The organism is Klugiella xanthotipulae (assembly GCF_006716695.1).
GTDB lineage: Bacteria > Actinomycetota > Actinomycetes > Actinomycetales > Microbacteriaceae > Klugiella > Klugiella xanthotipulae.
Genome location: NZ_VFPN01000001.1, coordinates 892248 through 916913, shown reverse-complemented (window position 1 = coordinate 916913; position 24666 = coordinate 892248). Strand labels below are relative to the sequence as shown.

Here is a 24666-nt window from a genome sequence, read left to right as displayed (position 1 = left end):
TGACACAGAGTTTCGTACAATCTTCGGAATCGACTTTCACCGCGTGCGCAGGAGCCCCATGAACGAACAGCAGCTTTTCTGGATCGGTATCGGTGTCATCGTTGCCCTCTGGCTCGCCCTCGCCCGCGCCAGTCGTACGGCCTGGATGCGCGAACGCTCCGCTCGGCAATTTTTCGACAGCGTCTCACTCCCGCCCGGTCCGCCCGCGATCCACGAGGCCGTCACCCACTACACCCTGCGCCGCGAGAGGAGCGGTCTCGCCGGTCTCGCCTTCGCCGCCCTCGTTGCGCTCAGCGTTCTTCTCGTGTGGCCCGGTGCCGGAGGGTCGGAGCTGCCCTGGCTGGTGCTTATCCCGTGCGCGCTGACGGGTATGGCTTTCGGTCAGGCGAGTACCGCCCTGCGCTACACGCTCTTTCCTGGGGTTCCGGAGGTTCGGCGCGTTGCCCGGTTGCGGACCGTCACCATCGCCGACTACGTTCCTGCCGTGCACCGCTGGGCCGTGACCGTGGTGTGTGCGCTGTCGGCGCTCGCCGTCCTCGTTGCGGTGGTGCTTGTGCTCACGGGGGTCGCCTCGTGGGTCGATCTGCTGCACACCAACATCCCCAGCGCGGCGCTCGTCACCACCCTCATCTGGGGGGCGGCATCCTGGGGGGAGCGTCGAATTCTGGGTCGCCCCCAGCCAGCCACCACCACCCTGGAGTTGGCCTGGGACGATGCCATTCGCTCCAATATGTTTCGTAGTCTTGCCCTCACCAAGGTCGTTGTGGGGCTGATCGTCGCCTCGTATGCGGTGCCCGGCGTGTTGCTGCTCCTCACCGGGGAGAGCCTCGTCCTGGGAATGACGATGACCGATATTTCCCGTTTAGCCTTGGCTCTCGGGATGCTCATTGCCATTGCCAGCATGAACTCACCGAGTGGCACCCTCTACTCCCGTCTCCGGCTCTGGGGCGAGGAGGACTTTGCGGGTAACGCACCCGGCGGTGTGCGGGGGCGGACCGCCGCGATCTCAGAGCCCGCCTCGGTGGGTGGCGTGGTGGGCGGTGCTCGCTAGTGCTCATCGCCGTTGATCCGCGCTCGGCCGTGCCGCCCTTCGAACAGATTCGGGTGCAGGTCATCGCGCTCGTCACCGCGGGGGATCTGGTCCCCGAGACTCGCCTCCCCACGGTACGCAAGCTCGCGAGCGACCTGGGCGTCGCGCCCAACACGGTTGCGCGCGCTTACCGCGAACTGGAAGCCGACGGGATTATTGAGACGCGCGGTCGCAACGGTACCTTTGTGTCTGCCCACGGCGACCCTGCCCGGCAGCAGGCCCAGCGGGTGGCGGCGGAGTGCGCCGACCGGATGCGCCAGCTGGGCATCCCCGTGGCTGACGCGTTGGCCCTCGTCGAAGCGGCGCTGCAACCGCGCTAAACTTTCCGGCGTGAGCGACTCCCTCCGTGAGGAGTCGCCGATCACCCGGACGGTTCCCTTTCGGAGGTGATGGCGCAGGAGTGCCCCGCTCTCGTCGCCCCCACCTGTTATGGGCAGCTACGTGCCGGTCAGGCTGCGTCTATGCAAGGGTTTCGTTTAACTCGGGATGTTCTGGGCGGGTACTATCCGGTAGCAGATACGGAGGAAGAGGTCGCCACCATGAGCACCACACCCGAGTCAACAGTCGAAGCCTACCTGGCGCAGGTGCGGCCCGATGCGGTCGGTGCCGTTCGGCAGCTGGATCGCATCGTGCGCGAGACCGAGTCGCGGCTGGAGGTCAGTGTACGGTACGGCATCCTGATGTACGCCCTCGACGGCGACTGGCGGCACTGGGTGTGCGCTGTTAACGCCACGAGCAAAGTGGTCGTCCTGCGGTTTCTCTACGGGGTGATCCTCGACGACCCGCTCGGGGTGTTGCGTCAGGGCTCGGCAGAACTGTGCAACTGGGATTTCGCCCCCGAGGACCTAATCGAGGAGACGGCCGTCGCCGGATACGTGTCGGAGGCCGTAGCTCGGCACGCCTACTTCCGCGAGAACGCCGTAGCGATCAACGTCGAGAGTAAGAAGAAGGCGGCCGCGCGGAAGCGAAAATAGCCGTACTATGTACGGCCGTGGGTGCGATTTTCACTCGTTTCACGTGTGAAATAGGTGTTTGTGTGGCATGATGAAGGCACGCTGTTTAGGGACAGCTGCATCAACGACACACTCAGATACCTCTCGAGGGGGCTCGGGAGGGGCGGCGTCAGCGCCGTTCATACTCGGTGTATCCGCTGTGCCAACTTCAAGGGATTTTTCGGATGGATACAGTACGCATCACGCGCATCCTCGGTACCGCACGTACCGTTTCTGTCATCTCTTCGACCCACGCCGCGACACGCCCCGGAGGTGTGGCGGCACCCCACGACTAGCCCCCGCATGTGCCCCCTGGACATCCCGTCACCACCGAGTGTGGTGGCGGGATGTTTTGCACGAACAGGACCACGATTCGGGTGGTGGCCCGGTGCGCGAGGGGGTGACTTTCGGGATGCTCTTTCTGCGCCGCCCCGTCTTCGTTTTTGTGGGCCTGATGTGCGCTGCTACGGTGAGACCTCGGCCGAAGGAGAACAAATATGCAACTTTCGAAAAATGTCACGCGCGCCCGACGAATGTCCCTCGTGGTGTGTGGTGTCACGGCAGCGCTGATGCTGTCCGGGTGTGCGTCAGGCGAGACCCCCACCGCCGCCCCCACCTCGGGTGCGGGGGCCCCCAGCTCGAATGCAACGGTGGCACCGCGCGGCACTCTGGAGACCCCGGACACCACGGCGGAAAGCCCCGAGAAGTCTACCCGCGAATCTCCGTATGTGTGTGATGCCGGCGAGAATCTCACGTTCACAGAGGACCAGGCGGTTGTCGCACTCATGGGCAGTTGCGGCACCATTACGTTGTCGGGCACGGGCATCACCGTTGATGCCGAGTTGGCCGACACGGTTAAGATCGGCGGGTCTGAGAACTCCGCAGGCTTCACGAACGATGTCAAGGACGTGGTGATCAGCGGCGGCAGCAGCATCTTTAGTGCCGGTGCGCTGACCTCGATCACGGTGACGGGGGACAAAAACACTCTCTTCATTGACAGCGTTAAAAAGATTGAGGTGGGCGGCTCTGATAACAGCATCATGTCGCTTACCACGCCGGACTCGGTGAGTGATTCGGGTAAGAACAACACGATTCAGTAGGTGGTGTCTGGGTGGGGCGGCCGGAGTGCCGATCTCACCCAGACCCGATCTGTGTGTTCCCCATATAAAACTCTGGTGTTCTGACTGCGGGTGCGCCTAGTCTGAGGCATGGACGTCTTTCTGCACACCATTGCCACTGCGGTTCCCGATCATATCCTGGTGCAGACGGAGGCCAGGGACGTCTTTGCCAGCCAGCCGAATCTGACCCGTCTGGCTCAGCGTCTGGTGCGCGCCTCGTTTGATGGCTCCGCGATTGAGACGAGACGCAGCGTCATTGAGGATTTTCATCTGGGCAGGGTGCCGGAGCATCCCACTTTTTACGATCATCGATCCGGCCTGCTGCTGAGCCCTTCGACGCGCACGCGCAACGAGTTGTACATTCGTGAGGCGCAGCCGCTCACGTTGGCGGCTGCTCGCCGCGCGATTGCCGAGACCGAGGGGCTATCGACTGCCGACATCACCCACGTTATCACCGTATCCTGTACGGGATTTTATGCGCCCGGCCCCGACTACCAGCTCGTGCGTGAACTCGGCCTCGCCAGCAACACTCTGCGCTACAACATTGGCTTCATGGGGTGCTACGCGTCCTTCCCCGCCCTGCGCGCGGCCCGCTCGTTTGTTCGGGCGGACCCGGACGCCGTGGTGCTCGTGGTGAGCACCGAATTGTGCTCCATTCACGTGCGCTCCTCCAACGACCCCGATCAGATCGTTGCGGCCTCGGTTTTTGCCGATGGATCAGCCGCAGCCCTCATTTCGGCCCGTGACGATATCCCGGGCAACAGCCTCAGCCTCGACAGCCTCGCGAGTGATCTCACGCCCGTCGGCGAGGGCGACATGGCGTGGACGATCGGTGACGAAGGGTTCGAGATGATTCTCAGTGCGGCCGTTCCCAAGATTATTGACACCTACATCGCGGGAGCCATCGGCCCCGTACTCGTCGATGAACCCGCTCTCCGTGAGGATCCGGCCGGCCGGATCGCGCACTGGGCGGTGCATCCCGGCGGCCGTAGCATCCTCGACAGGGTGGAGTCGCGTCTCGGTCTGAGCCCGGAGCAGATGGTGCCCTCGCGGGACACACTGCGCGAGGTGGGCAATATGTCGAGCGCCACCATTTTCTTTGTACTCAAACGAATCCTCGACGCCGAGGGTCCCGCTCGGTCCACCTCGGCCGCTCCCGAGCGTGTGATGGCTATGGCGTTTGGTCCCGGTCTCACGGTGGAGACGGGCCTGTTCACTAAGCGGTACGCCGAGCAGAGCGATGCGGGGGTGTAAACCGTGACGCTGCGCGTGCGGCATCCCCACGAGGCCGAGCTGATGGATGATCCGGCCTGTGACCCCGCTGCCCTGTGGCGCACCTACCGCCAGTTTCGCTTTGTGAACGGGCTCGTTGCGGGCTGGCGGCGCACGTATCGCCACCACATCCGCCCCCACCTCACCGGTACCGAACACACCCTGCTTGATGTGGGTACGGGCGGTGGCGACCTCGCCCGCGCGTTTGTGCGCTGGGCTGCCCGCGACGGCGTGCTGCTGCATGTGACCGCGATTGATCCGGATGTCCGCGCCCACCGCTACGTGACAACCGCGCGCCTGCGTACCGCTCGTGCGCGCGCTGAGGCTCATGCGGTTGAGTGGTTGCGCTGCACCACCTCGGAGCTTGTCGCCGAGGGCCGCACCTTTGACGTGGTTGTCTCCAACCATGTGCTGCACCACCTCTCGGGTGAGGAGCTTGGCACGCTCCTGCGTGACGGCGAGACCCTGGCCGCGGGAACCGCGCTGCACAGCGATATCCGCCGCTCGCGAATGGCCTACGTGCTCTTCAGCCTGCTCACCCTGCCATTTGTGTTGATGCCGCCGGGCTATCGGTCGTTTATCCGACCCGACGGGTTCGTCTCTATCCGCCGCAGCTTCACGGTTGAGGAGTTAACCGAGGCGGTGCCCGGTGGCTGGCGGGTGCTCGCCCAATGGCCCTATCGTCTGCTGCTAGTGCACCGGCACTCCCGGGCGGCTGTCGCGAGCGGGGGGCCCGCGGATGCGTGATGTCACGATTGTTGGTGCCGGACCCGTCGGTCTGCTGCTCGCGTGTGTGCTGCTCGACCACGGTCTGGACGTGCAGGTGCTGGAGGCGCGCGAGTTGCCCGTGACGCACTCCCGGGCTATCGGTATCCACCCGCCCGCCCTGGTCGCACTCGAACGGGCTGGCATCACCGAGAGCGTTGTGGCCGAGGCCGTTCACATTGGTGCGGGGAGTGCCTACAGTCGGGGGCGGAGGCTGGGTACCGTGAGCTTCGACCTGCCCGGTTCTCGCTATCCGTTTGTGGCGGCGCTGCCACAGTATCGCACGCAGCGTCTCCTGGTGGATGCCGTGACCCGGCGCTCGCCCGGCGCGATTCTGCGGGGAATTGAGGTGCTCTCGGTGTCCCGGGTGCCTGGCGGTGATGGGGATCATCGTGACGTGCGTTGCGTCGGGGGCACCCAGGTTTTCTCTGCCCGGACGGTGGTGGGCGCAGATGGGCCGCGCGGGGTGGTGCGTGATCGGGCGCACGCGCGCACGATATCCCGCAGGTATCCCGACACCTACGTGATGGGCGATTTTGCCGACGAGACAGCCCTGGGCACCGAGGCGGCGATCTTTCTGGAGGATTCCGGTGTTGTGGAGTCGTTTCCGCTGCCCGGTGGTATGCGGCGGTGGGTGGCGCACTGGACGGCCGCCCGCCATCCGGCCACAGCGCAGGGGCTCGCCGCCGAGATCTCCGTCCGTACGGGCCAGCGGGTTGACGCGGGTACCGTCTCGATGCTGAGTGAGTTTCGTCCGCGCCGACGGGTGGTGCGCCGAATGCTCGGTGAGGGCGTGTTGTTGGTGGGTGATGCTGCCCACGAGATCAGCCCGATGGGAGGTCAGGGCATGAACCTCGGCTGGTTGGATGCGGTGGCCTGCGGCGACGCGCTCGCCCACTTCCTGCGCACGGGCGACCGGCAGCCCCTGCTCGTTGCGGAGCGCGCGCGGCTTGCGGCGGCGCGCGCGGCCGCCCGGCTTGCAGAGTTCAATATGGCCTGTGGGCGACCGCTGGGTGACCGCGCAGCGGCGGCGCGCAACGCGGCGATTCGGCGGCTGGCGCGCTCGCCGTGGGGGCCGATGGCCGCGCGAATGTTCTCGATGCAGTAACCGTGTGGGTACCGTTTCGTTTCCCGGGTGATCGTCCACGGAGAGATGGGAAACGATTATATATTAAAATATATTTATTTCTCGGCCCGGCTGGGGATTTCGCCGGGGAATCCCGCTGTGGCCAGTCGATGTGCGGATTATCTCCCGGAATGAGAAAAATGCGCGCGTAATATTCCCAGAATATTCACAGCAAATGTTTTTATCCTCAGGAATGTCTTGCCTTCGCACATGGCAAGACCGGGCGCACCGGGGGGAAGCCTTTCGATGATGAATCTTCACGGGTGCCGCTGTAACTGAATACGCGCGGATCTTGGCCGTGCGCGTCGGAGAGTGTGTCTCGCGCGACACTCTCCAGCATCACCCCAACGCGTAGTGGCGCGGCCCTTGCGGGTCGGCGCACGGATGTGGATCCACCCGACAGAAAGTACTCCCGACATGCCCACCTTGTTTCACGGCCTGCCGCCGTCGCTGGCTACCCCTGATTGTCGCTGCCGAGCGTGCGGGGTTGGTTATGCCTAATCGGCTTTTTGGTCTCACGATTGCGCTGCTGGGTTTATTGATGATTCTCTTGGCGATCACGCTGTCTTAGCTCGGGACTGTTGTCCGATAGGCGTGTGTCACGTAGGGCAATTCGATGGCCGACCGGCCGGCCGTTTGTGGGTGGCTGCTGAGTAATTCGCGGATAGCCGCAAAAATGCGGGTCTGCTCTTCCGGGTCGGACGTGATGACGTAGCTGCGCGAGCGGACCATCGCGAGGAGGTCGTCCGGCGACATCGTGCGCGTCCACTCCCGCGTGTTGAGCTCAGGGGGGTCGAACGGTGCCGCGATCTCGGGCCCACCGTGGGCGATCATCTGTTCGGCGTTGCTGCTGTGCATGAGCGCGGTGAGTTCCCGGACCCAATCGACGCGCTCATCCCGGATGTTCCAGATCAGGCCCAGCGTGCCGCCCGGTCGTAGTACGCGGGCGGCCTCCGTTGAGGCGCGTTCCGGGCCGACCCAGTGCCAGGCCTGTCCGTACGTGATGGCGTCGGCGCTTCCGTCGGGGAGCGGCAGGTGTTCGCCGGTGCCGAGTGCAGTGTGGATGCCGGGGTAGCGTTCCGTGAGCGCCGCGAGCATGGCCGGGTCGGGATCCACGGCGATGACCCGGCGGCCCGTTGCGGCGATGACGGCGCTCAGCTTGCCGGTTCCCGCTCCCACATCCACGACGGTTCGGCCGGATCCGTCCAGAAGCCAGGCGACCGATTCGCGCGGATACCCTGGCCTGCCACGGTTGTAGGCAGCGCTTTCGGTGCCAAAGGAGGTCGCTGCGAGATCGCGGGGGGAAGGCTCACCGTTGAGCGGGGTGTGGATGGTCATAGTGACAATTCTGGCATCGTTTCCGGTGCGGGCGAAAGGGGGAACTGGGAGGGGCACCAAGGGTCTCCGGGCGTTGAAATTCCAGGAAATTCCGCTCCTCGGGGAGGAGGGTGTCGAATTCGGGGTGAATTTCAGGTGGTAGGCGGGGTGATTTTTTGTGCACCAAGTATTGTCAGACAATCTACCATGTGGGATCAATAGCGCTTCTCATCATGCTTTTTCTTTTTAATCACGCGAAATGAGTCGATTCACCTCCTGAAATTCAGGGAATCTGAGCTCGGGAGGGGTGCTCCGGCCGTCTTAGTCTGGGCGTGTACTTCTACTACGCAGGGGACGTCAGCGTGGCAAAAGTCGAGACATGATGCTGTGCACCATAGCCGGCAGAGACTTCAGTGAAAGAGCCAAAACATGAACAAGGATTCCTTCTCGGGCGGACCACTCGAGCCTACGGCAGTGTCAAATGAAGGCGAGGGCACGGGCCGTTCCGGTCTGAGTCGGCGCACCATGGTCACCGCTGCGGCGTGGTCCGTTCCTGCCGTTGCGCTGGCGACCGCCGCCCCTGCTGCTGCTGCATCACCGCCTACGACGGGCCTCGCGGTTGCGTTTACCAAGGTTGTTTATGATTACCTTCCCAACGCGAGCAGTAACGAGGCGGCCGTCTTGGTCACCTCCGTATCGAGCCCCGCTGGTCCGGTTGCGGGTGCCAGCGTCTCGTTCCTGATTGACGCGATTCCCCCGGGGGCTGGGGTTCCCGCCGAGGTGGAGGAAGACCTGGCCTCCACCGGAACCTCGGGCAGCGGCGTCCTCTCCTTCTCTTTTGCGGCTGGCTCGTCGAGCGCGACCAATGTGTCAGATGCATCGGGTCAGTGTGGTGCCACCACGATCAAGGCTGGTGCCGGATACGGTGTGATGCGTATTACCGCCACCGCTACCAAGGGCTCCCAGACCGCCACGGCCACGGCTTATCTGCGGGTCCAGCGTGCGGGCGCGCTCTACTCCTTCGGTAAGGGCAACTGCTATGGTGCGCTCGGCAACGGAAACAAGAGCTGTGCCCAGTCTGTTCCCGCCACGGTCTCCTACTTTGCCAAGGACATTATCGACATCCAGCTGGCCCGCACGGCCGAGGGCGGCACGCTACTCAACCGCGCTGGGGAAATCTACACCTGGGGTTACGGATGCTACGGTCTCAACGGTCAGTTCAACTCGGGTAACTCCAAGTCATATTTTGTGCCGACCAAGGTGCCGTCGCCCATCACTTACAAGTCGCTGGCAAGCGGGTACTACAGTGTCGGTGCCGTGAGCTCCACCGGTGGGGCATATGCCTGGGGCAAGAACTACGCTTACGTGACGGTCGCCACCCGACCGCTGAATGAGGCCATCACAACCCCCACGCTCATCCACCCCTCGCTCTCCTCCGGAGTCAAGCAGCTGTCGCTCTCCCAGTACAACGGGCTCGCGCTCAAGGAAGATGGCACGGTCTGGACCTGGGGCTACAACTACTGCGGGTACGGCCTGGGTATTGGCAGCACTAAGGCTGAGTATGTCACCACGCCCACGAAGCTCAACTTCCCGGGTGCGGGTCGCATGGTTTACGTCTGCGCCGGTTGGGCAAGCGGTTTTGCCATTGACGAGGCTGGCAACATCTGGAGCTGGGGCGATGGTAGCTACTACCGCCTGGGTACGGGTAACTGCACCAACCAGCGCACACCCGTCAAGCTCACGATTGGTGGCGGGTTTACCCGAATCAACCACTTCCCCTCGCCCGGTGGAAGCGTGCTGGCGATCAAGGGCGATGGAAACGCGTTCTTCTGGGGTAACAACCCGTGTGGAAACGCCGGAAACGGTAACTGCAACACCGTCAAGACCCCCACCAACATCGGTCTCACCAATGTGGCCAACGGTGTTGCGGGTCCCACCTCCACGCACATCGTCCGCAAGGACGGCACCGTGTGGTCGGCCGGAAACGGATGCTACGGTCAGCTCGGTGCGGGAAACACCAAGAGCGTGAAGACCTGGGTCAAGGCCCTGATGCCCGCCAACAACGCGCGCCTCGTGGCCAACAACGAGCACACCACCTTCGTGCTCACCAACGGCTAACAGCTGAGTAACGAGTGGCCCCGCCCGGGATTCCTGGGCGGGGCCACTCGTGTGTATGCGGCCGAGTAGGGTGGTTTCGGGCTCTTCGCGAGCAATGGACAGATGTGTCCGTGTCGTTATCCGGCGCAACCGTTACAGTTTCAGTACGGTGAAGCCCCTGGAGGAGGGGCTTCCGTTCAACCCGAAGGAACTCGTGACTCGATATCCCGCCGCTAACGTGAACGAGCGGCGTCTGCTGCCGCCGCAGGTGGCTGTCTCGACGGTGGCGTTTTCGCTCGCGCCACCGGCCCAGGACGCTCGGGCCGGTGGCCGGGTTCGTGCGGGGCTGGAGGGTGCGGATGCCGGGCCCCGCCCATCCACATCTGTCACGCTGTGGTTGCCGCTGGTTCGGCGCATCCGGGAGCCCTTTCGTGGGCTGTGGGCGCTGCCCGGCGGACCGCTGAGGTGGAATGAATCGCTGCTGGATACCTCGCGACGTACGCTCGGCGATACGACCGGGGCGCATCCCGAGTACCTGGAGCAACTGTACGCTTGTGGTGAGCCGCAGCGGTCCGCTTCCGATCAGCGGGTGGTCACGATTGTCTATTGGGCACTCCTGAGCGACAGCGATGCGGGCGACACCGCGGCGACTAGCCCGGACCGGGTGCGTGAGAACGTGGGCTGGTTCTCGGCCGATGAGCTTCCCCCGCTCGCCTTCGATCACGCAGAGATCGTGCGCTACGCCCTGTGGCGGCTACGCAATAAGACGGAGTACTCGACCGTGGCGTACCGATTTGTGGGCGAGACGTTTACGCTCGCGCAGTTGCGGGCCGTGCACGAGGCGATTGTGGGGCGTTCGGTGGATGCCGCGAACTTTCGCCGCCAGGTTCTCGCCTCGGGCAACCTGGTGGAGACGGGGGAGACGGAAACGGGTGTGAGCTACCGACCGGCCAAGCTGTACCGCTTTGTAGCGGATGCGGGCGGGGTCCTTGGCAGTCCGCGGGAGCTCGGGTAGCCCGTGAGGAACTAGAAGTTGGCTTAAGGTCATTATGACCGTAAGGTGAGGTGGGTGGGTCGAATGCGGCCGGCAGGAGGAGCGCACAGTGACGTCCGTTAACGATCTCATCCGTGGCAGCGCTGCCACGTCCGTACGCAACTGTGGTGCCGACCTTGCCAGCGACCCCTGGACCGTGGATGCCCGCCCCGCGCCCACCTACGGCCCCGGTGCCTCCGTGGCCGATCCTGCCCCGCTCGGGATGCCGCGCCAGGGCCGACTGCCCGAGGAGTACGCCGCGGCGTCACCCGAGGAGCTCGACCGGCGCATCCGCGCGGCGAAAGCCACCCTCGGAAACCGCGCGCTCATCCTGGGGCACTTCTACCAGCGCGATGAGGTGATCCGCTACGCGGATGTGGTGGGGGACTCGTTCCAACTCGCTCGGGCCGCGGCCACCCGTCCCGCGGCTGAGGCGATTATCTTCTGTGGTGTTCACTTTATGGCTGAGACCGCCGACATTCTCTCTGGAACGGATCAGGCGGTGATCCTCCCCAACCTCGCGGCCGGGTGTTCGATGGCCGATATGGCGAGTATCGCCGAGGTGGAGGACTGCTGGGCAGAACTCGAAGCCCTGTACGGTACGGCGGCGGATGCCGCGGGCCGGGTGCCCGTTATCCCGGTGACCTATATGAACTCGTCGGCCGCGATTAAAGATTTTTGCGGGCGGCGCGGCGGTATCGTGTGCACCTCCTCCAACGCGCGGGCAGTGCTCACCTGGGCCTTTGAGCGTGGGCAGCGGGTGGTGTTTTTTCCCGATCAGCACCTTGGCCGTAACACCGCCAAGGCGATGGGGGTACCGCTGGACAGTATGTCGATGTGGAACCCGAGGTTACCGCTCGGCGGGAATAGCGAAACCGCGCTCATCCAGGCCCGGGTGATCCTGTGGAACGGCTTCTGCTCGGTGCACCGGCGCTTCACGGTTGAACAGATCGCGGCGGCACGGGCTGAACACCCCGGCGTGCGGGTGATCGTGCACCCCGAGTGCCCCGTTGAGGTGGTGGATGCCGCCGATGAGAACGGCTCGACCGACTACATCACGAGGGCCATCGTGGCCGCCCCCGACGGCGGCATATTCGCGGTGGGAACCGAGATCAACCTGGTCCAGCGACTCGCCACGCGGTACCCGCAGCACACCATCTTCTGTCTGGACCCGGTTGTCTGCCCCTGCTCGACCATGTACCGCATCCACCCCGGCTACCTGGCCTGGGTGCTTGAACAACTCGTTGAGGGCGAGACGGTCAACCGCATCCGGGTTGCGGATGAGGTGTCCTCCGGCGCACTGCTCGCCCTGCGGCGGATGCTGGCGGTCCAGCCATGACCCTGGCGGTCGGCAGCCGCGCCGAGATTTCCCCGGCCACATCCATAACTCTCTAGGAGGATTCACCGTGCTCACCGCCGACCACATCAGCACCCTCGTTCGTGACGCCCTGCGGGAGGACGCGCCCTGGGGCGATATCACGGCCGAGTCTGTCATCCCCGCGGATGCCGTGGCCACCGCCCAGCTGGTGGCCCGTGTGGGCGGTGTGCTGAGCGGTGGTGAGATCTGGGCGGCGGCCTTCCGTGCGGCCGACCCGCGGCTGCGGGTGGACCTCCACCGGCCTGACGGCCGGGCTTTTACCGCCGAGGATGTGCTCGCAACGGTAACCGGCCCGGCACGGCCGCTCCTCACCGCCGAGCGGGTTGCCCTCAATTTTGTGCAGCATCTCAGCGGAATCTCCACGCTCACGGCCGCCTACGTGGCCGAGGTGGCCGGCACGCGGGCCCGGATTACGGACACGCGTAAGACTACCCCCGGGCTGCGTGCGGCCGAGAAGTATGCGGTGCGCTGTGGCGGTGGGCATAATCACCGTTTTGGCCTGTCAGACGCGGTGATGGTGAAGGACAACCATCTTGCGGTGCTACGCGAGTCCAGCGGGGAGACGGTCACGGCGGCGCTGCGTGGTATCCGGGAGAGGGTCGGTCACACGACCCACATTGAGGTGGAGGTTGACCGTCTCGATCAGATTGAGGAGGTGCTCGCCGCGGGTATCGACACGATCATGCTCGATAATTTTTCGTGTGATGAGCTGCGGGCCGGGGTGGCGCTGGTGGCTGGCCGCGCAGTTGTTGAGGCGAGCGGGGGCATCACCCTGGAAACAGTAGCCGGGGTTGCGGCAACCGGCGTTGACGTCATTTCGGTGGGCGCGCTCACCCACAGCGCGCCCAGTCTCGATCTGGGTCTTGACATCACCATTGAGGTGGAGCCGGGTGCGCCCTCCGGTGGTATCCGCGCCGCTCATTCCGCCGGGGGCTAGCGTGCTCTTCCTGGATACCGCCGCGGGTGCTCCCGTGCACCCCGAGGTGCTGCGTGCCCTTTGGCCATACCTGGCCGAGGAACAGGGGAACCCCTCGAGTGTGCACACGACCGGTCGTCGGGCGCGTGAGGCGGTCGAGTGGGCACGAGCCACGGTTGCCGCCGCCCTGGAGGCCCGGCCCGCCGACCTCGTCTTCACCTCGGGCGGCACCGAAGCCAACAACCTCGCGATTAAGGGTATTGCGCTTGCCCGGCCGCGGGGCGGACACATCATCACGACGGCAGTTGAGCACCCCTCGGTGCTCGAATCGTGCCGCTACCTGGAGCGATTCCACGGGTTCCGTACCACGCTGGTGCCGGTGGATGCCGTGGGTCGCGTTGATCCAGCCACCGTCGCCCTGGCCCTCCGAGAGTCCCCCGAGGCCACCCTCGTCTCCGTTGGCCTGGCCAATAACGAGGTCGGAACGGTGCAGCCCGTTGCGGCTATCTCTGCCCTGGCACGGGCCGCGGGTGTGCCCTGCCACACGGATGCCGTGCAGGCGTTCGGTGCGATTCCCGTCTCCGTGCGGGAACTCGGGGTTGACGCGCTGAGTCTCTCGGGTCACAAACTGGGTGCGCCGCAGGGTGTCGGGGTGCTCGTGGTGCGGCGTGGCCTGCACAGTGAGCCGCTCATCCACGGGGGCGGGCAGGAGGGTGGTGCCCGCTCGGGTACCCAGAATGTGGCCGGAATCGTGGGGCTGGGTGCAGCCGTGCAACGCGCGACGCCCACGCTCGCGGAGCGGGCCGCTTTGCTGGCCGCCCGGCGGGATGCATTCATCGCGGATGTGCGCCAGCGCCTGCCGGATGCCAGACTCACGGGTGATCCGGTGAACCGCCTCCCCGGCCACACCTCCTGGTGTTTCCCCGGGGTGAGCGGCGAGTCGGTGCTGGTGGGGTTGGATGCTGCGGGGATTGAGTGTTCCTCCGGTTCGGCCTGTGCGGCGGGCCGAACCGACCCATCACCCGTGCTGCGTGCGATGGGGGTGCCTGCTGAGCTCGCATCCTCGGCCGTGCGACTGACCTGGAACGAGTCTGTAGGTGAGGCAGACCTGGCTCGTGTGGTGGAGGCTCTGGTGAAGATTCTGGGCTTCTCACTGCGCTGAGGAATCATATGCCGCAAAAGATGTGAACCGGAAACCCGGTCCTCTTATTCGCTCCCTTTTTCGGCCTCGAAAGGGCTGTTATATTCCCTTTATGGTATGTAAGTTGTCGGGGGTGGTCGCGGCCCCGGGTGCCGACTTGACCCCCACGCTTCCCGAGGCCTAGGCTCAGGAATGTTACAGGTGTCGGGGGACACATCGGCGTGTAGACCATGTAACTCCGGCACAGATCTAGCTCAAGGGGGGCTTACTGTGCACAATAGAACGCATCTTGCTCAGCATCACGGACGGGCACCAGCCACAGCGGATACGCCACACCGCTCGCGCTCGGGTTCCCGAAGACTCACATATCCTGCTCTCGTCGCGGTGCTTGCGCTGGGATGCGGGAGCCTATCACTTCCCGCCTACGCCACTGACGGCGACGTGATCGACGGCCAGTCGGTCGCCGAGGAGGTACAGGCCGCACCGCCCGCGGCTGATACCGCACCCGAGGCACTGCCCGTGGGGGAGGCAGTGCCCGAGGACTCCGCTCCGGCCGCGGTTGAGACACCACCCGTCGCGGATCCCGTAGCGGTGGAGAGCCCTGCCGAGGCACCCGTTGCCGGGCCGCCCGTGCCGGTCGCCGCAGCCGCGGCAGCACCATCCGGGATCACCCCGTTTGCCGGAGACACGATTCTGGGGTCGGTCTCGCCGGCCACGGGCGACGAGGCCGGCGGTACCACCGTCATCCTCACGGGCGAATGTTTCACCGACGCGGAGGCGGTTATCTTCGAGTTGACGTCCGCGGCGAGTTTTGTGGTTGACAGTGACACGCAGATCACCGCGGTGACACCCGCCGGGTCGGGCACCGTGCCGGTTCAGGTGGTGGGCGGCCCGGGCTGCACCTTCGCCACCCTGCCCAACGCTTTCACCTACGAGGCTCCCGTACCGGTCGTTGATCCGCCCGTCGTGACCAGTCTTACGCCGGATCGCGGACCGGTCGGCGGCGGCAGCGACGTCACGATCACCGGCGAGAACCTGGCCGACGTTACGGGTGTGACCGTTGACGGCATCGCCGCCACGGGCCTCACGGGGGTCACGGATACCTCGCTCACCGTCACCACGCCGAGTCATGCCGCGGGCCCGGTGGATGTGGTCGTGACGACCACGCACGGCACCAGCAACGCGGGCCTGTTTACCTACCACCCGGTTGCCTCCGTCACCGGTGTCAGCCCCGGTTCGGGCAGCGATGCGGGTGGAACCACCGTGACAATTACGGGCACCTGCTTTGTGGGGGCGACGGGTGTCACCTTTGGCGGCACGCCCGCGGTCTCCTACAGCGTGCTCACCGACTCCACCCTCACCGCGGAGACCCCCGCGGGCACGGGCACGGTTGATGTGAGCGTCGCGACGACCGGCGAGTGCGGTTCGGGGGCGACCCTGGCGGGATCCTTCACCTACACCGCAACGGTTCCGGCTGTCCCGACCATCACGGGCATCTCGCCCACTGAAGGTCCCGACACGGGCGGTACCACCGTGACGGTGACGGGAACCAACCTGGACGGCATCCAGGAGGTGACGGTAGACGGCACGGCGGTGGCACAGTTTTCGCTGCTAACCGACACCTCATTGACGTTTGTGACCGAGGCGCACGCGCCCGGGAGCGTCGTTGTGCGGGTGCGGGATGCCAGCGATGAGTCGGCCACGTCATCCTTCACCTTTGTGGCCGCCCCGGTCGTCGAGGCCCCCGCTATCACGAGCCTGTCGCCCACACGCGGCACAATCGACGGCGGAACCCTCGTGACGATCACGGGTGAACGCCTGGGCGCTGCGACCGCGGTAGCGGTTGGCGGCACCGCTGTTGCCGCGTTCACGACCGTCAGCGATACCGAGATCACCTTTGAGACGGCGGCGCACGCTGCGGGCACGGTTGACGTTACGGTGACCGACGCCAACGGGGAGTCGGCACCCGCCGAGTTTACGTTCTTCGCACCACTGGCCGTGACCGGCATCCTGCCGGCGACCGGCTCGGAGGCGGGCGGCGAAACCGTGACGATCACGGGCACCTGCTTCACGGGTGCGGTGGATGTCCTGTTTGGCAGCGAGCCGGCCACCAGCTTTGTGGTCGTCACCGACACCAGTATCTCGGCAGTGGTCCCTGCGGGCAGTGCTGGCCTCGTCAATGTGACCGTCACCGGCAGCGTGGAGTGCGGAAATAGCGTCCTCACTGGCGGGTACGAATATGTGACGGTGGTGCAGCCGGTGCTCGGCAGTATCACCCCCGATAGCGGCCCGGCGACGGGCGGCACCGTTGTCACCGCGACGGGAAGTGGGTTTGAGACCGCCGTCTCTGTCACCTTCGACGGCCTCCCCGCAACCAACGTCACGGTGGTCAGCGACACCGAGATCACGGTGGTGACCCCGGCACACGGTGCGGGTGTTGTTGACGTGGTCGTCAACGGGCCCACCGATTCGGCCCTCCAGCTGTCACCGTTTGCCGTGGCGTTTGCGGGAATTACTCCCGCCGCCTCCAACGCGGTGAGCTTCACCTATGAGGCCGTGACGACGCCGGGTGTGGGAGAATCCGGCGGTGCGGCAGGCAACGTAACGGGGGGAGCCGCGGGTGCCCCGGCACCAGCGCCGACCGCGGTCGGCCTCGCCGTGACCGGGCTCGGTGGGGTAACTGCCCTCCTGAGTGCTGCCCTGCTGGCCCTCGTGGCTGGGCGATTCCTGCTCGTGCGGGCGCGCCGGGGTGAGCTGAGCTAACAGTTCGTCACACGGTCGGCCGGAGGGGATGGTGCGCTACGCGTCATCCCCTCCGGTCGTTGCGGTCGTCGCTGCGGTGGCCGTGCAGGTCCTGTCGAACACGCCGCCGACAGCGGTCTTGAAGCCTGTGAAACCGTCCACCGCGATGACCTCTCATCACTTGCTGCCACGCCTCAGGGCGCGACCGGTGCGGAACGGGGTAGTGAGTTAGGTTTTCACGAACCCCAGGCTGCGGTGAGTTTGTTCTCCAACTCGGCGAAGGAATTGCCAGAATCTAGCGCAATAGTGGCGCAATGATCGAGAGTTTCGGTGATCGCCTCGACCTGACTCCGCCACTGCATTTGTGCGTGGGAAAAGGCGGTGGCCGCTGCTCCGGTCCAGGCTGGTTCTCGTCGCAGAAGCGCTGATTCTAACTGTAGTAATTCGTTGTGCAGTGAAGATACTGCTCTCTTCAAAGACATTGACAGGGCGTCACTATCTGAAAAATTTACTTGATTTTCTTCTGTTATCGCTAACCAACCTGTTCTTTCTAGATCAAAATTATCCGTTCTAACCCTCAGAGCAAATGAGGCCGTCTGGGGAGAGCGTTGCATGGACTGAGACCCAATCCGGATTACCGCCAGGAGCGTTGCTCCCTGTAGTTGATTCGTATATTGAGCACACCTCAATCAAGTAGCCGAAAGCGATATCATTTTGTCCTTCCGCGAGCTTCAGGTTCTTTTCCTGTCGAGGGTCATCGGAAATAACCTTAAGGCTCGCCCAACTAGATTCAACTGAAACAAGCGCCACGACAAGATCGGTTTGTGGAATGTCGATTTGAATGGCTGCGCCCACACGAACTGCCTCCGGGGGAGTTCTTTCCTCCGCCTCCGTGTTGAGGGGCTGGGCGCAGCTTGTGAGCACTGAGATGGACAGTGCAACGCAGAGGGTGGTCCACAGTTTTTTCGGCACAGGCTGCATTACGGTTCATGTGAGATTGGAGTCAGCAGGAGTTCAACCGTGCTGGGATCGGCTCCCGGGGGGAGTCGTCGGGAATAAGGTTAGCCAGATCAGGTGTGTGAAGAAAATTGAGGGCACCAAATATCAAGGAGGCACCTCGCATCGGCGTCAGAAATCTGGTGTGGTTGTAAACGTGAGGCCATGACGGCACACGGAGGGACGTGCGGTGCGGAACGGGGCGTGGCCTGTGGCGGTGTTTTCGGACAGAGGGATTGGTGGTTTTCTAGGCAGTATGGGCTGGCTGTTCGTCGGTGTCGTGGACTTCGTTTGGCCGACGGTAACCGAGCGCCGAGTGATGCCGCCGACGCTGCCGCCACGGCCCCAGCGTCAACGCCACAAAACCGGCCACGATCTCGCCAAAAACCAGGCTAAAAATGGAGACTCGCTCCACGGCCCCGCCGCCCAGGTAGCGCCCGTCGTAGCCGCTCAGCAGGATGCTCGCCAGGGCCACCGTCCCGACCACCCCCGCCACCCCAAAGAACGTCACAATCGAGCCCAGCCGGGTGCGGCCCACGCGCAACTGCCAGTCATCCCCGCGCATCAGGAGGCCGAGCAGCAGAAAGCCGAGGTTGCCCAGAACCATCATCATCCCGGCTCCGACCACGTGGGGCACCAGTGCGACATCCTCGGGGGCAAGCCCCACAATCACCGTTCCCGCCCCGGCCAGCGCGAGCAGTGCGCGCGCGGTGGTGAGCCGCGTCGTCTCGGTGAGGTGCCCGACGCCAAAAGAGAGGGCCCCCACCAGCATCAGGATGCCGTTGGTCACGAGCGACACGTTCATCAGAACGTGCAGGGGCGAGCAGATGTATACCCCGGACCCGGCAACCGTCCCGCAACTCACCGCGGCCAGGTCGCTCACCGCGTTGCTCATGAGGCTGTAGGGCGCGGTGTCGTGCGGCCAGGCCAGCTGCGCGATGACGTTGACGACGAGGAATTGCAACTGGAGTAGCCAGGCGAGACAGCCCATCGTGTGCCGAGAGAGGCGGCGGTGCCACCTCCGCGGGTGCGGTGGGGGTGTGGGGTCTGCGACGGGGTGTGGCACGCGATCTCCTCGGCTCGGTGGTGTGGGCGGCGGGGCCGGGTCCTTCCCTAACCTACCCGCGCGGTCGCGGCGCGGGTAGGTCTGAACGGGAATGCGCCGCCCCCGACCCGGGTTGAGATCAAGCGGAGGTGCCACTGCCTCCGCCACGCAGAGAGAAAATAGGAAAACACGGATGTCCGCAGAGCTTGAGTTTGGTCTCGACACGTTTGGCGATGTGACGTGGGATGCCGAGGGTGTCCCGATCCCGCAGGCGCGGGTGATTCGCAACCTGGTTGCTCAGGGTGTTCTCGCGGAGGAGGTTGGCCTCGACTTCATCGGCGTGGGGGAGCACCACCGGGCAGACTTTGCCGTGTCAGCGCCCGAGATTGTGCTGGCCGCCATCGCGGGGAAGACCGACCGTATCCACCTCGGCTCGGCCGTGACGGTGCTCAGCTCGGACGACCCTGTGCGTGTCTACCAACGTTTTGCTACCCTCGACGCCGTGTCGAATGGGCGCGCCGAGGTGATCGTGGGCCGTGGCTCGTTCACCGAGTCGTTTCCGCTTTTTGGTCTGGAACTGCGCGACTACGAGCAACTCTTCGAGGAGAAGATGGAGCTCTTCACCGAGCTGCTCACGCAGAAACCGGTCACGTGGAGCGGCGAGCACCGCGCCTCCCTCACCGACCAGATGGTTTACCCGCTGCTGGAGAGCGGCAGCCTGCGCACCTGGGTGGGGGTGGGCGGGAGCCCGCAGTCGGTCATCCGCGCGGCCCACTACGGCCTGCCCCTGATGCTCGCGATTATTGGCGGGGCCGCGGAGCGGTTTGCCCCCTTCACCGACCTGTACCACCGGGCGTTGGAGAAGTTTGAGCGGCCCACCCAGCCGATTGGGATGCACTCGCCCGGCTTTATCGCCGACACCGACGAGCAGGCGCTCGAACAGCTCTGGCCGCACTACGAGGCGATGCAGGCGCGCATTGGTGCGGAGCGCGGCTGGGCACCCCTCACGCCCGAGCACTACCGGGAGGAGGCGGGTCCGCACGGCTCGCTCTATGTGGGCTCGCCCGAGACGGTTGCCGCCAAGATGGCCGCCGCGATCCGTGCGCTCGGTGTCAACCGGTTTGACCTCAAGTACAGCAACGGCACCATGCCGCACGAGCAGCTCATGCGCAGCGTTGAGCTTTACGGCACGAGGGTGGTGCCGCTCGTGCGCGACATGCTGGCGTCGTGAGTTCTTTCCCGCGTCCTCGGCCCGTGTGCTCCTAGGCCCGCGAACCACTGTACAGGAAGCGAGCTGCGCGGCCAGTGGAGCGGGCGAATAGCATCCGATCAACCGACCAGGCTCCGCCACCCAGTACCGCAATCGCTGCGGCCCCGCCGCCGAAGGCGAGCACCAGTTCGAACCCGCCGTTGTCGACAAACACGCCACCGGGCAGGTGCTGGGTAACGAGCGCGCCGAACATATTGAGGGCCAGCAGCGCCGCGACGGGCCGGGTCAGGACACCGAGAATGAGCGCGACTCCGCCCGCCAACTCCAGTGTCGCCACGAGGGGCGCCACAATATCGGAGGCCGGGATGCCCATGCTTGCGAATGTGCTCTGGGTGCCGGCGATGGTGTACTCAAAGTACTTCTGCCAGCCGTGGGCGAGGAAGAGAAACCCGCAGATCACGCGCAGGATTGTGGTGGCAATGGTCGCCCGGGCGGAGCCGGTGTATGCGGCATCGGATGCTGAGTGCGTGCCGGATCCAGCGGTCGTGTGTGTCGTGAGTGATGTGCCCATGAAGGTCCCTTATCTGTGCTGTCGCCCGGCCCGCCGCGGTGTGTATCCGCGAGTTGAGGGGGTGGTGATGCCCGGGTGGGCATCCGATTAATTTATTGAAGCTTCAATAAATAGCATGGCACGATACGTGGAATAAACCCTCGTGCGGGGCACGCGATTGCGGCACTCCCACGTGATTCTCAGGCCCTGGGGGCGGGGTTTCGACTCGTGCCCGCGTCGTACCCTCGAAAGTTTTACCCATTTTGCCGTTACAGCGTCATGGAATGCGCCCCAATGAGTCTGTGTAAGTGAAGGGCTAAATTGCTTTACTGACTCTTTCGCAGTTTGGACCGTCACGGCCCTCCCAACCCCCTGGACGGAAGGGTATCAATGCTCGTGCCGCGAGGCTCGCGCTGCCCCGGTGACATATCCCCGGGCCCACCACGGGGCGGGTAGAAACGGTATCCAGCCGCCGTTAGGGGGTGGCTGGATACCGTTTCTCTCTCCGCAGATCTCGGCCGCTCGGGGTGCGCTACTGTGTTGCAAAGTTGGTGAGCGCAAAACACTCTTCGCCCTCACTGCCATCGGAGGTCTGGCTGAGGCTGATGGTCTGGGGGATGCCCGTTGTGCCGTCGAAGCTCGCCTCGGTGATTGTCTCCGTGCTGCCCTCCAGCAGGTCGAAGATGCCGTCAATCGTGCGGCCGGCGTGTCGGCGCAGTTCGGCAAACGATGCGCGCGGGGTGTCGCCCACCGTGGCCACGTTGGTGACACTGCCGTCGGTGACCTCCACGTCGTAGGTACCCCGCTCCTCCTCGTCACCACAGGTGAACGCGAGGGTAAAGGTGTAGCTGCTGGCGTCCTGGTCCTGCCAGCGGGTACGCGCATCGGCGAGTTCCGTTGTGGGGTCAGCGCAACCGGCGAGGAGTAACCCGGTGACCCCGGCCACGGTCAGCGCTCCAGCCCAAGATCGTCGCTGCTGCTCGCTGCTGCGGGGCGGGAACGTGGCGGCCGGGGAGACAGGCGGGGCAGGTGTGAGCGACATACCCCTATGCTCGCATGCTTTGCCGGGCTGTCACCTGTCGGGTGGCAGGGAGGATAGTGACGAAGAGCGCCTCTCTGCCACAGCCCCTAGGCTGCCCAGTTCGTGTGGGGGGTGATAAAGTGCGTGATGATTTCTGCGGGGCCCGTCTGGTTACTGAGTTCGAGTGTGTTCTTGGCGATCATCTCTTTGAGCTCCCCACGGTTCTTGGCACCCACTTTTCGGCTAATACGATGGAGGTGGCTTTCGACGGTGCGGATGCTGAGGGTCAGACGCTCGGCAATTTGCCGGTTGGAGAGGTCATCCGCAAGCACCCGAAGGATTTCTATTTCGCGTTCGGTGAGGGTGACTGCTCGGCTGATAAACCGGGTGGTGTCGTAGGAATCATCGCCGTGTGTGTCTACGAGTGTCTGTCGGGCTGCGGCTGCGGCTGCGGCTGCGGCGGGATCTCCCTGAGCGGTCAGCAGCTCTTCGGCGAGCGTGTATGCGGAGAGGGCGAGGCCGGGGCGGCCGGTGAAGAGCAACCGCGGTATCACCGCTAACAGGGCACTCGCGTCGGCTGCGGCGACTGCGTGAATGTACGCGGCGTGGGCGAGTAAGAATTCGCCGCCGACCTCAGCCGCCCGTGCGAGCGCAATGCTCACCTGCGGGGCGGTGGTCCTGACTTCAAGGGAGGTCAGTAACCCCATTACTGCGGAGAAACGGGCACCCTGGTCCCATAACAGGTTCGAGGCCTCCCAGAGCGTTGATGCAGCCTGGGTGGTGTTGTCGTGGAAGACGAGGAGTTGTGACGTGGACAAGGCCCTGGACTGTGCGGGTAACGGTCCGTCCAGGGCGGGGAGCGCGGCAAGCTCGCTGGCGAAACGTTCGCTGAGCGCGCCGCGGCCGCGGCGGACCGCGATGATGGAGGCGATATTCAAGAGTGCCAGCTGGTTGGAGCGGGAGAACGGTGGCGGATCGCCGAGGGCAAACAGGGTTTCCAGTATTTTTTCTGCTTTCGTGTAGGCTCCCTGGATGACCAGGCATAGGCACGCAACGTAACCGTGCGCGCGGGCACCCTCGGCATCCAGAGATCCGTGCGCCTCCTCGAATCCGCGCTGCGCCCAGGCCAGGGCGGATGCATGGTCCCCCTCCCCCAGCAGCACCAGGCCGAAGAGCACGTTCGGGAGGAGACTGGCGGCCCCCGTGTCGCTTTCCCGAATGTTCTCGAAGACTTGGCGGGCATCAGCGAATCGACCGTGAATGAGTAGAACATTCATCTGCGCCTCCCACAAGGAGACACGGATCGGTTCTGAGAGGTCGTCGGTCACGTCGAGTCGCTCGGCGAAATCCTGGGGAACACCTCGGAGGTCGGTCTCCAACGTCACCGCGGCGGCATCCGCGACACGTCCGAACGGGTGCTCGTGGGCGAGAGCGGAGAGTTCGGCCAGAGCGCCATCAACATCACCACGAACATACCCACGCCACCGCGCGCGAAGGATTCCGAACTCGGTGCGAGCCTGCTGGTCGCTACCGTCGTCGATGGTGTGATCCAAGACGTAGTCGATCTGGTCGTCTGATGGATTGAGCGTCAGCAACGCCTTCAGGTAGGGAACCGCGGTTGCCGGGGTGGGTGAGCGCACCCATTCGGTGTGCGTAACCAACCGTCGTGTGCGCGCATTCTCCTGAACTAACCACACGAATGCGGCATCAGCGCCGACGGCCGTTCCGGATGCCGGGGCCCCGGACTGGAGGACCGCTTCGGCAGAGTCGCACAGGCCCAGCTTGTCGATGATGTATTCGGTCAGTCGGATGCGTCTGACAGCGAGCGATTCGTGGCGGAAGAAATCGACGAGCACGGGGGGAACCACGCTCACCAACTGGCGGGTCCCGGAGGCATAGAGGTGGATCATCCCCCGCTCCTCCAACCGCTCCAGGATGCCCCAGTCGACCAGCTGTCGCACCGTTTCGGTATCGCTCACTCCGATCAACGCAATGATCTCCAACGCATCCCGTGCCTCGCTGCCCAACGGCTCAAGATACGCTTCGATCACGCCGCGGAGGCTGGAACTCCACAGGCCTCTGGTTGCGATCCACGACCCGTTCTGAAACCGTATACACCCCTCACGCACAGCCGCATCAACCAGGTTGACGGCAAGGCCGACGACCCCTCCCGACTTTGCATACACTCGGCTGCTTGTGGCGGTGTCGATGGCCCCACCCAGGCGCTCTTCGAGCACCTGTTGGAGCTCCTCGAATGTGATCGGGCTGATCTCGACCACATAGGAGGACTCCAATGTTGAGGCACCCAACCCGCTCGGGGTGTGTCTGGCATGAAGACCCTGCAACCGTGAACGCACAATCGGCAAACCTTGACGATGCCTGATTGCCTCCGCCACGCCCCAGGAAGCCTCATCAAGGTCATCCCAGTCATCCAGAAGAAGGACCGTTCTTTGCGACTGAATCTTCTGGGTCAGAGCCTCCACCATCTGGTGAATTGTCGCTGGAAGCCGTTCCTCAGGAGGACCCTCGACCTCGGCAATCTGCAATGCCAGCAGCGGATGCGACTTTAGTGAGGCGACACCACGCACCAGGATGACCGTCCACCCCGCCCTCTCCAACCGGGTCCTCAGTTCGGACAGAAATGCGCTACGACCGCTGCCGCGACTCCCCACAATATCGACACTCGAACCAGCATCGACCATCGCCATTACCATCGCCAAGGATGGTTCACGACCGATCATTGTGAGCTTCTTCCTGACATCCACGGGGTGGTTCTCTCGAACCGGGTGGTGCGGATGATCACCAATGCGTTGAGGGCGGGTTCTCATAGGGTGACCCGGCGTGCTCTGCTAGTGCC

Annotated in this window: 21 protein-coding genes; 14 read left to right on the top strand and 7 right to left on the bottom strand. The window is 64.5% G+C overall.

The window, feature by feature from the left end:
• The first annotated feature begins 58 nt into the window (after positions 1–58).
• From FB466_RS04140 to FB466_RS04110, 7 genes are all read left to right on the top strand, one after another.
• The gene (locus FB466_RS04140; protein WP_141916090.1) at positions 59–1051 is read left to right on the top strand and encodes a hypothetical protein; all 993 of its coding nucleotides are present in this window, start codon (positions 59–61) and stop codon (positions 1049–1051) included.
• Positions 1051–1410: a GntR family transcriptional regulator gene (locus tag FB466_RS04135; RefSeq protein ID WP_141916088.1), complete on the top strand. Its 360-nt coding sequence runs from the start codon at positions 1051–1053 to the stop codon at positions 1408–1410. Before FB466_RS04140 ends, FB466_RS04135 begins: the two co-directional genes overlap by 1 nt.
• A 219-nt stretch (positions 1411–1629) precedes the next feature.
• Positions 1630–2064, top strand: coding sequence for a DUF1801 domain-containing protein (locus FB466_RS04130; protein ID WP_141916086.1), 435 nt, complete (start codon positions 1630–1632; stop codon positions 2062–2064).
• A gap of 515 nt (positions 2065–2579) precedes the next feature.
• On the top strand, positions 2580–3182 hold the full coding sequence (locus FB466_RS04125) for a DUF3060 domain-containing protein (protein ID WP_141916084.1): 603 nt from the start codon (positions 2580–2582) through the stop codon (positions 3180–3182).
• 108 nt (positions 3183–3290) lie between these two features.
• Positions 3291–4454, top strand: coding sequence for a type III polyketide synthase (locus FB466_RS04120; protein ID WP_141916083.1), 1164 nt, complete (start codon positions 3291–3293; stop codon positions 4452–4454).
• A 3-nt stretch (positions 4455–4457) separates the two neighbouring features.
• Positions 4458–5219: a methyltransferase domain-containing protein gene (locus FB466_RS04115; protein WP_246054514.1), complete on the top strand. Its 762-nt coding sequence runs from the start codon at positions 4458–4460 to the stop codon at positions 5217–5219.
• The gene (locus FB466_RS04110; RefSeq protein WP_141916081.1) at positions 5212–6345 is read left to right on the top strand and encodes an FAD-dependent oxidoreductase; all 1134 of its coding nucleotides are present in this window, start codon (positions 5212–5214) and stop codon (positions 6343–6345) included. Before FB466_RS04115 ends, FB466_RS04110 begins: the two co-directional genes overlap by 8 nt.
• A gap of 585 nt (positions 6346–6930) precedes the next feature.
• On the opposite strand, the gene FB466_RS04105 is transcribed toward FB466_RS04110, so the two are convergent.
• The gene (locus tag FB466_RS04105) at positions 6931–7701 is read right to left on the bottom strand and encodes a class I SAM-dependent methyltransferase (RefSeq protein ID WP_141916079.1); all 771 of its coding nucleotides are present in this window, start codon (positions 7699–7701) and stop codon (positions 6931–6933) included.
• Between the two features lie 453 nt (positions 7702–8154).
• Here FB466_RS04105 and FB466_RS04100 point away from each other — a divergent pair, with 453 nt between their 5' ends.
• The 6 genes from FB466_RS04100 to FB466_RS04075 all read left to right on the top strand — a co-directional run bounded on the left by FB466_RS04100 (position 8155) and on the right by FB466_RS04075 (position 17008).
• Complete coding sequence (locus tag FB466_RS04100) at positions 8155–9798, top strand: RCC1 domain-containing protein (RefSeq protein ID WP_170206018.1); 1644 nt, start codon at positions 8155–8157, stop codon at positions 9796–9798.
• Between the two features lie 148 nt (positions 9799–9946).
• Positions 9947–10792: an NUDIX hydrolase gene (locus FB466_RS04095; protein ID WP_425460889.1), complete on the top strand. Its 846-nt coding sequence runs from the start codon at positions 9947–9949 to the stop codon at positions 10790–10792.
• A gap of 88 nt (positions 10793–10880) precedes the next feature.
• On the top strand, positions 10881–12149 hold the full coding sequence (gene nadA, locus FB466_RS04090) for a quinolinate synthase NadA (RefSeq protein ID WP_141916075.1): 1269 nt from the start codon (positions 10881–10883) through the stop codon (positions 12147–12149).
• 67 nt (positions 12150–12216) lie between these two features.
• A complete protein-coding gene (gene nadC, locus FB466_RS04085; RefSeq protein ID WP_141916073.1) occupies positions 12217–13125 on the top strand; it encodes a carboxylating nicotinate-nucleotide diphosphorylase in 909 nt (302 codons plus the stop codon).
• Positions 13079–14266, top strand: a complete 1188-nt coding sequence (locus FB466_RS04080) for a cysteine desulfurase family protein (protein WP_246054513.1) — start codon at positions 13079–13081, stop codon at positions 14264–14266. Before nadC ends, FB466_RS04080 begins: the two co-directional genes overlap by 47 nt.
• 249 nt (positions 14267–14515) lie before the next feature.
• Positions 14516–17008 carry an IPT/TIG domain-containing protein gene (locus FB466_RS04075; protein ID WP_170206017.1) on the top strand — a complete coding sequence of 831 codons (2493 nt, stop codon included), beginning with the start codon at positions 14516–14518 and terminating at the stop codon, positions 17006–17008.
• A 215-nt stretch (positions 17009–17223) separates the two neighbouring features.
• On the opposite strand, the gene FB466_RS13985 is transcribed toward FB466_RS04075, so the two are convergent.
• The 3 genes from FB466_RS13985 to FB466_RS04065 all read right to left on the bottom strand — a co-directional run bounded on the left by FB466_RS13985 (position 17224) and on the right by FB466_RS04065 (position 19049).
• On the bottom strand, positions 17224–17601 hold the full coding sequence (locus tag FB466_RS13985) for a WXG100 family type VII secretion target (RefSeq protein ID WP_141916070.1): 378 nt from the start codon (positions 17599–17601) through the stop codon (positions 17224–17226).
• Entirely contained in the window at positions 17558–17842 is a 285-nt protein-coding gene (locus tag FB466_RS13420) for a hypothetical protein (RefSeq protein ID WP_170205953.1), read from the bottom strand. Before FB466_RS13420 ends, FB466_RS13985 begins: the two co-directional genes overlap by 44 nt.
• 388 nt (positions 17843–18230) lie before the next feature.
• Complete coding sequence (locus FB466_RS04065; RefSeq protein ID WP_141916068.1) at positions 18231–19049, bottom strand: DUF998 domain-containing protein; 819 nt, start codon at positions 19047–19049, stop codon at positions 18231–18233.
• Positions 19050–19221: 172 nt separating this feature from the next.
• On the opposite strand from FB466_RS04065, the gene FB466_RS04060 reads away from it, so the two are divergent.
• Complete coding sequence (locus FB466_RS04060; RefSeq protein ID WP_141916067.1) at positions 19222–20259, top strand: LLM class flavin-dependent oxidoreductase; 1038 nt, start codon at positions 19222–19224, stop codon at positions 20257–20259.
• Positions 20260–20290: 31 nt separating this feature from the next.
• Here FB466_RS04060 and FB466_RS04055 read toward each other — a convergent pair whose 3' ends face one another.
• The 3 genes from FB466_RS04055 to FB466_RS13600 form a co-directional block, all read right to left on the bottom strand.
• Positions 20291–20809, bottom strand: a complete 519-nt coding sequence (locus tag FB466_RS04055) for a DoxX family protein (RefSeq protein WP_141916060.1) — start codon at positions 20807–20809, stop codon at positions 20291–20293.
• 511 nt (positions 20810–21320) lie between these two features.
• Positions 21321–21830, bottom strand: a complete 510-nt coding sequence (locus FB466_RS04050) for a DUF6174 domain-containing protein (RefSeq protein WP_141916059.1) — start codon at positions 21828–21830, stop codon at positions 21321–21323.
• A gap of 86 nt (positions 21831–21916) precedes the next feature.
• Positions 21917–24550, bottom strand: a complete 2634-nt coding sequence (locus FB466_RS13600; protein ID WP_211344747.1) for a helix-turn-helix transcriptional regulator — start codon at positions 24548–24550, stop codon at positions 21917–21919.
• Between the last annotated feature and the right edge of the window lie 116 nt (positions 24551–24666).

Coding starts and splice junctions, on each gene's coding strand:
- FB466_RS04140 (WP_141916090.1), top strand. CDS start 59: ATGAACGAACAGCAGCTTTTCTGGATCGGTATCGGTGTCATCGTTGCC.
- FB466_RS04130 (WP_141916086.1), top strand. CDS start 1,630: ATGAGCACCACACCCGAGTCAACAGTCGAAGCCTACCTGGCGCAGGTG.
- FB466_RS04125 (WP_141916084.1), top strand. CDS start 2,580: ATGCAACTTTCGAAAAATGTCACGCGCGCCCGACGAATGTCCCTCGTG.
- FB466_RS04120 (WP_141916083.1), top strand. CDS start 3,291: ATGGACGTCTTTCTGCACACCATTGCCACTGCGGTTCCCGATCATATC.
- FB466_RS04110 (WP_141916081.1), top strand. CDS start 5,212: ATGCGTGATGTCACGATTGTTGGTGCCGGACCCGTCGGTCTGCTGCTC.
- FB466_RS04105 (WP_141916079.1), bottom strand. CDS start 7,701: ATGACCATCCACACCCCGCTCAACGGTGAGCCTTCCCCCCGCGATCTC.
- FB466_RS13985 (WP_141916070.1), bottom strand. CDS start 17,601: ATGCAACGCTCTCCCCAGACGGCCTCATTTGCTCTGAGGGTTAGAACG.
- FB466_RS04060 (WP_141916067.1), top strand. CDS start 19,222: ATGTCCGCAGAGCTTGAGTTTGGTCTCGACACGTTTGGCGATGTGACG.
- FB466_RS04055 (WP_141916060.1), bottom strand. CDS start 20,809: ATGGGCACATCACTCACGACACACACGACCGCTGGATCCGGCACGCAC.
- FB466_RS04050 (WP_141916059.1), bottom strand. CDS start 21,830: ATGTCGCTCACACCTGCCCCGCCTGTCTCCCCGGCCGCCACGTTCCCG.
- FB466_RS13600 (WP_211344747.1), bottom strand. CDS start 24,550: ATGATCGGTCGTGAACCATCCTTGGCGATGGTAATGGCGATGGTCGAT.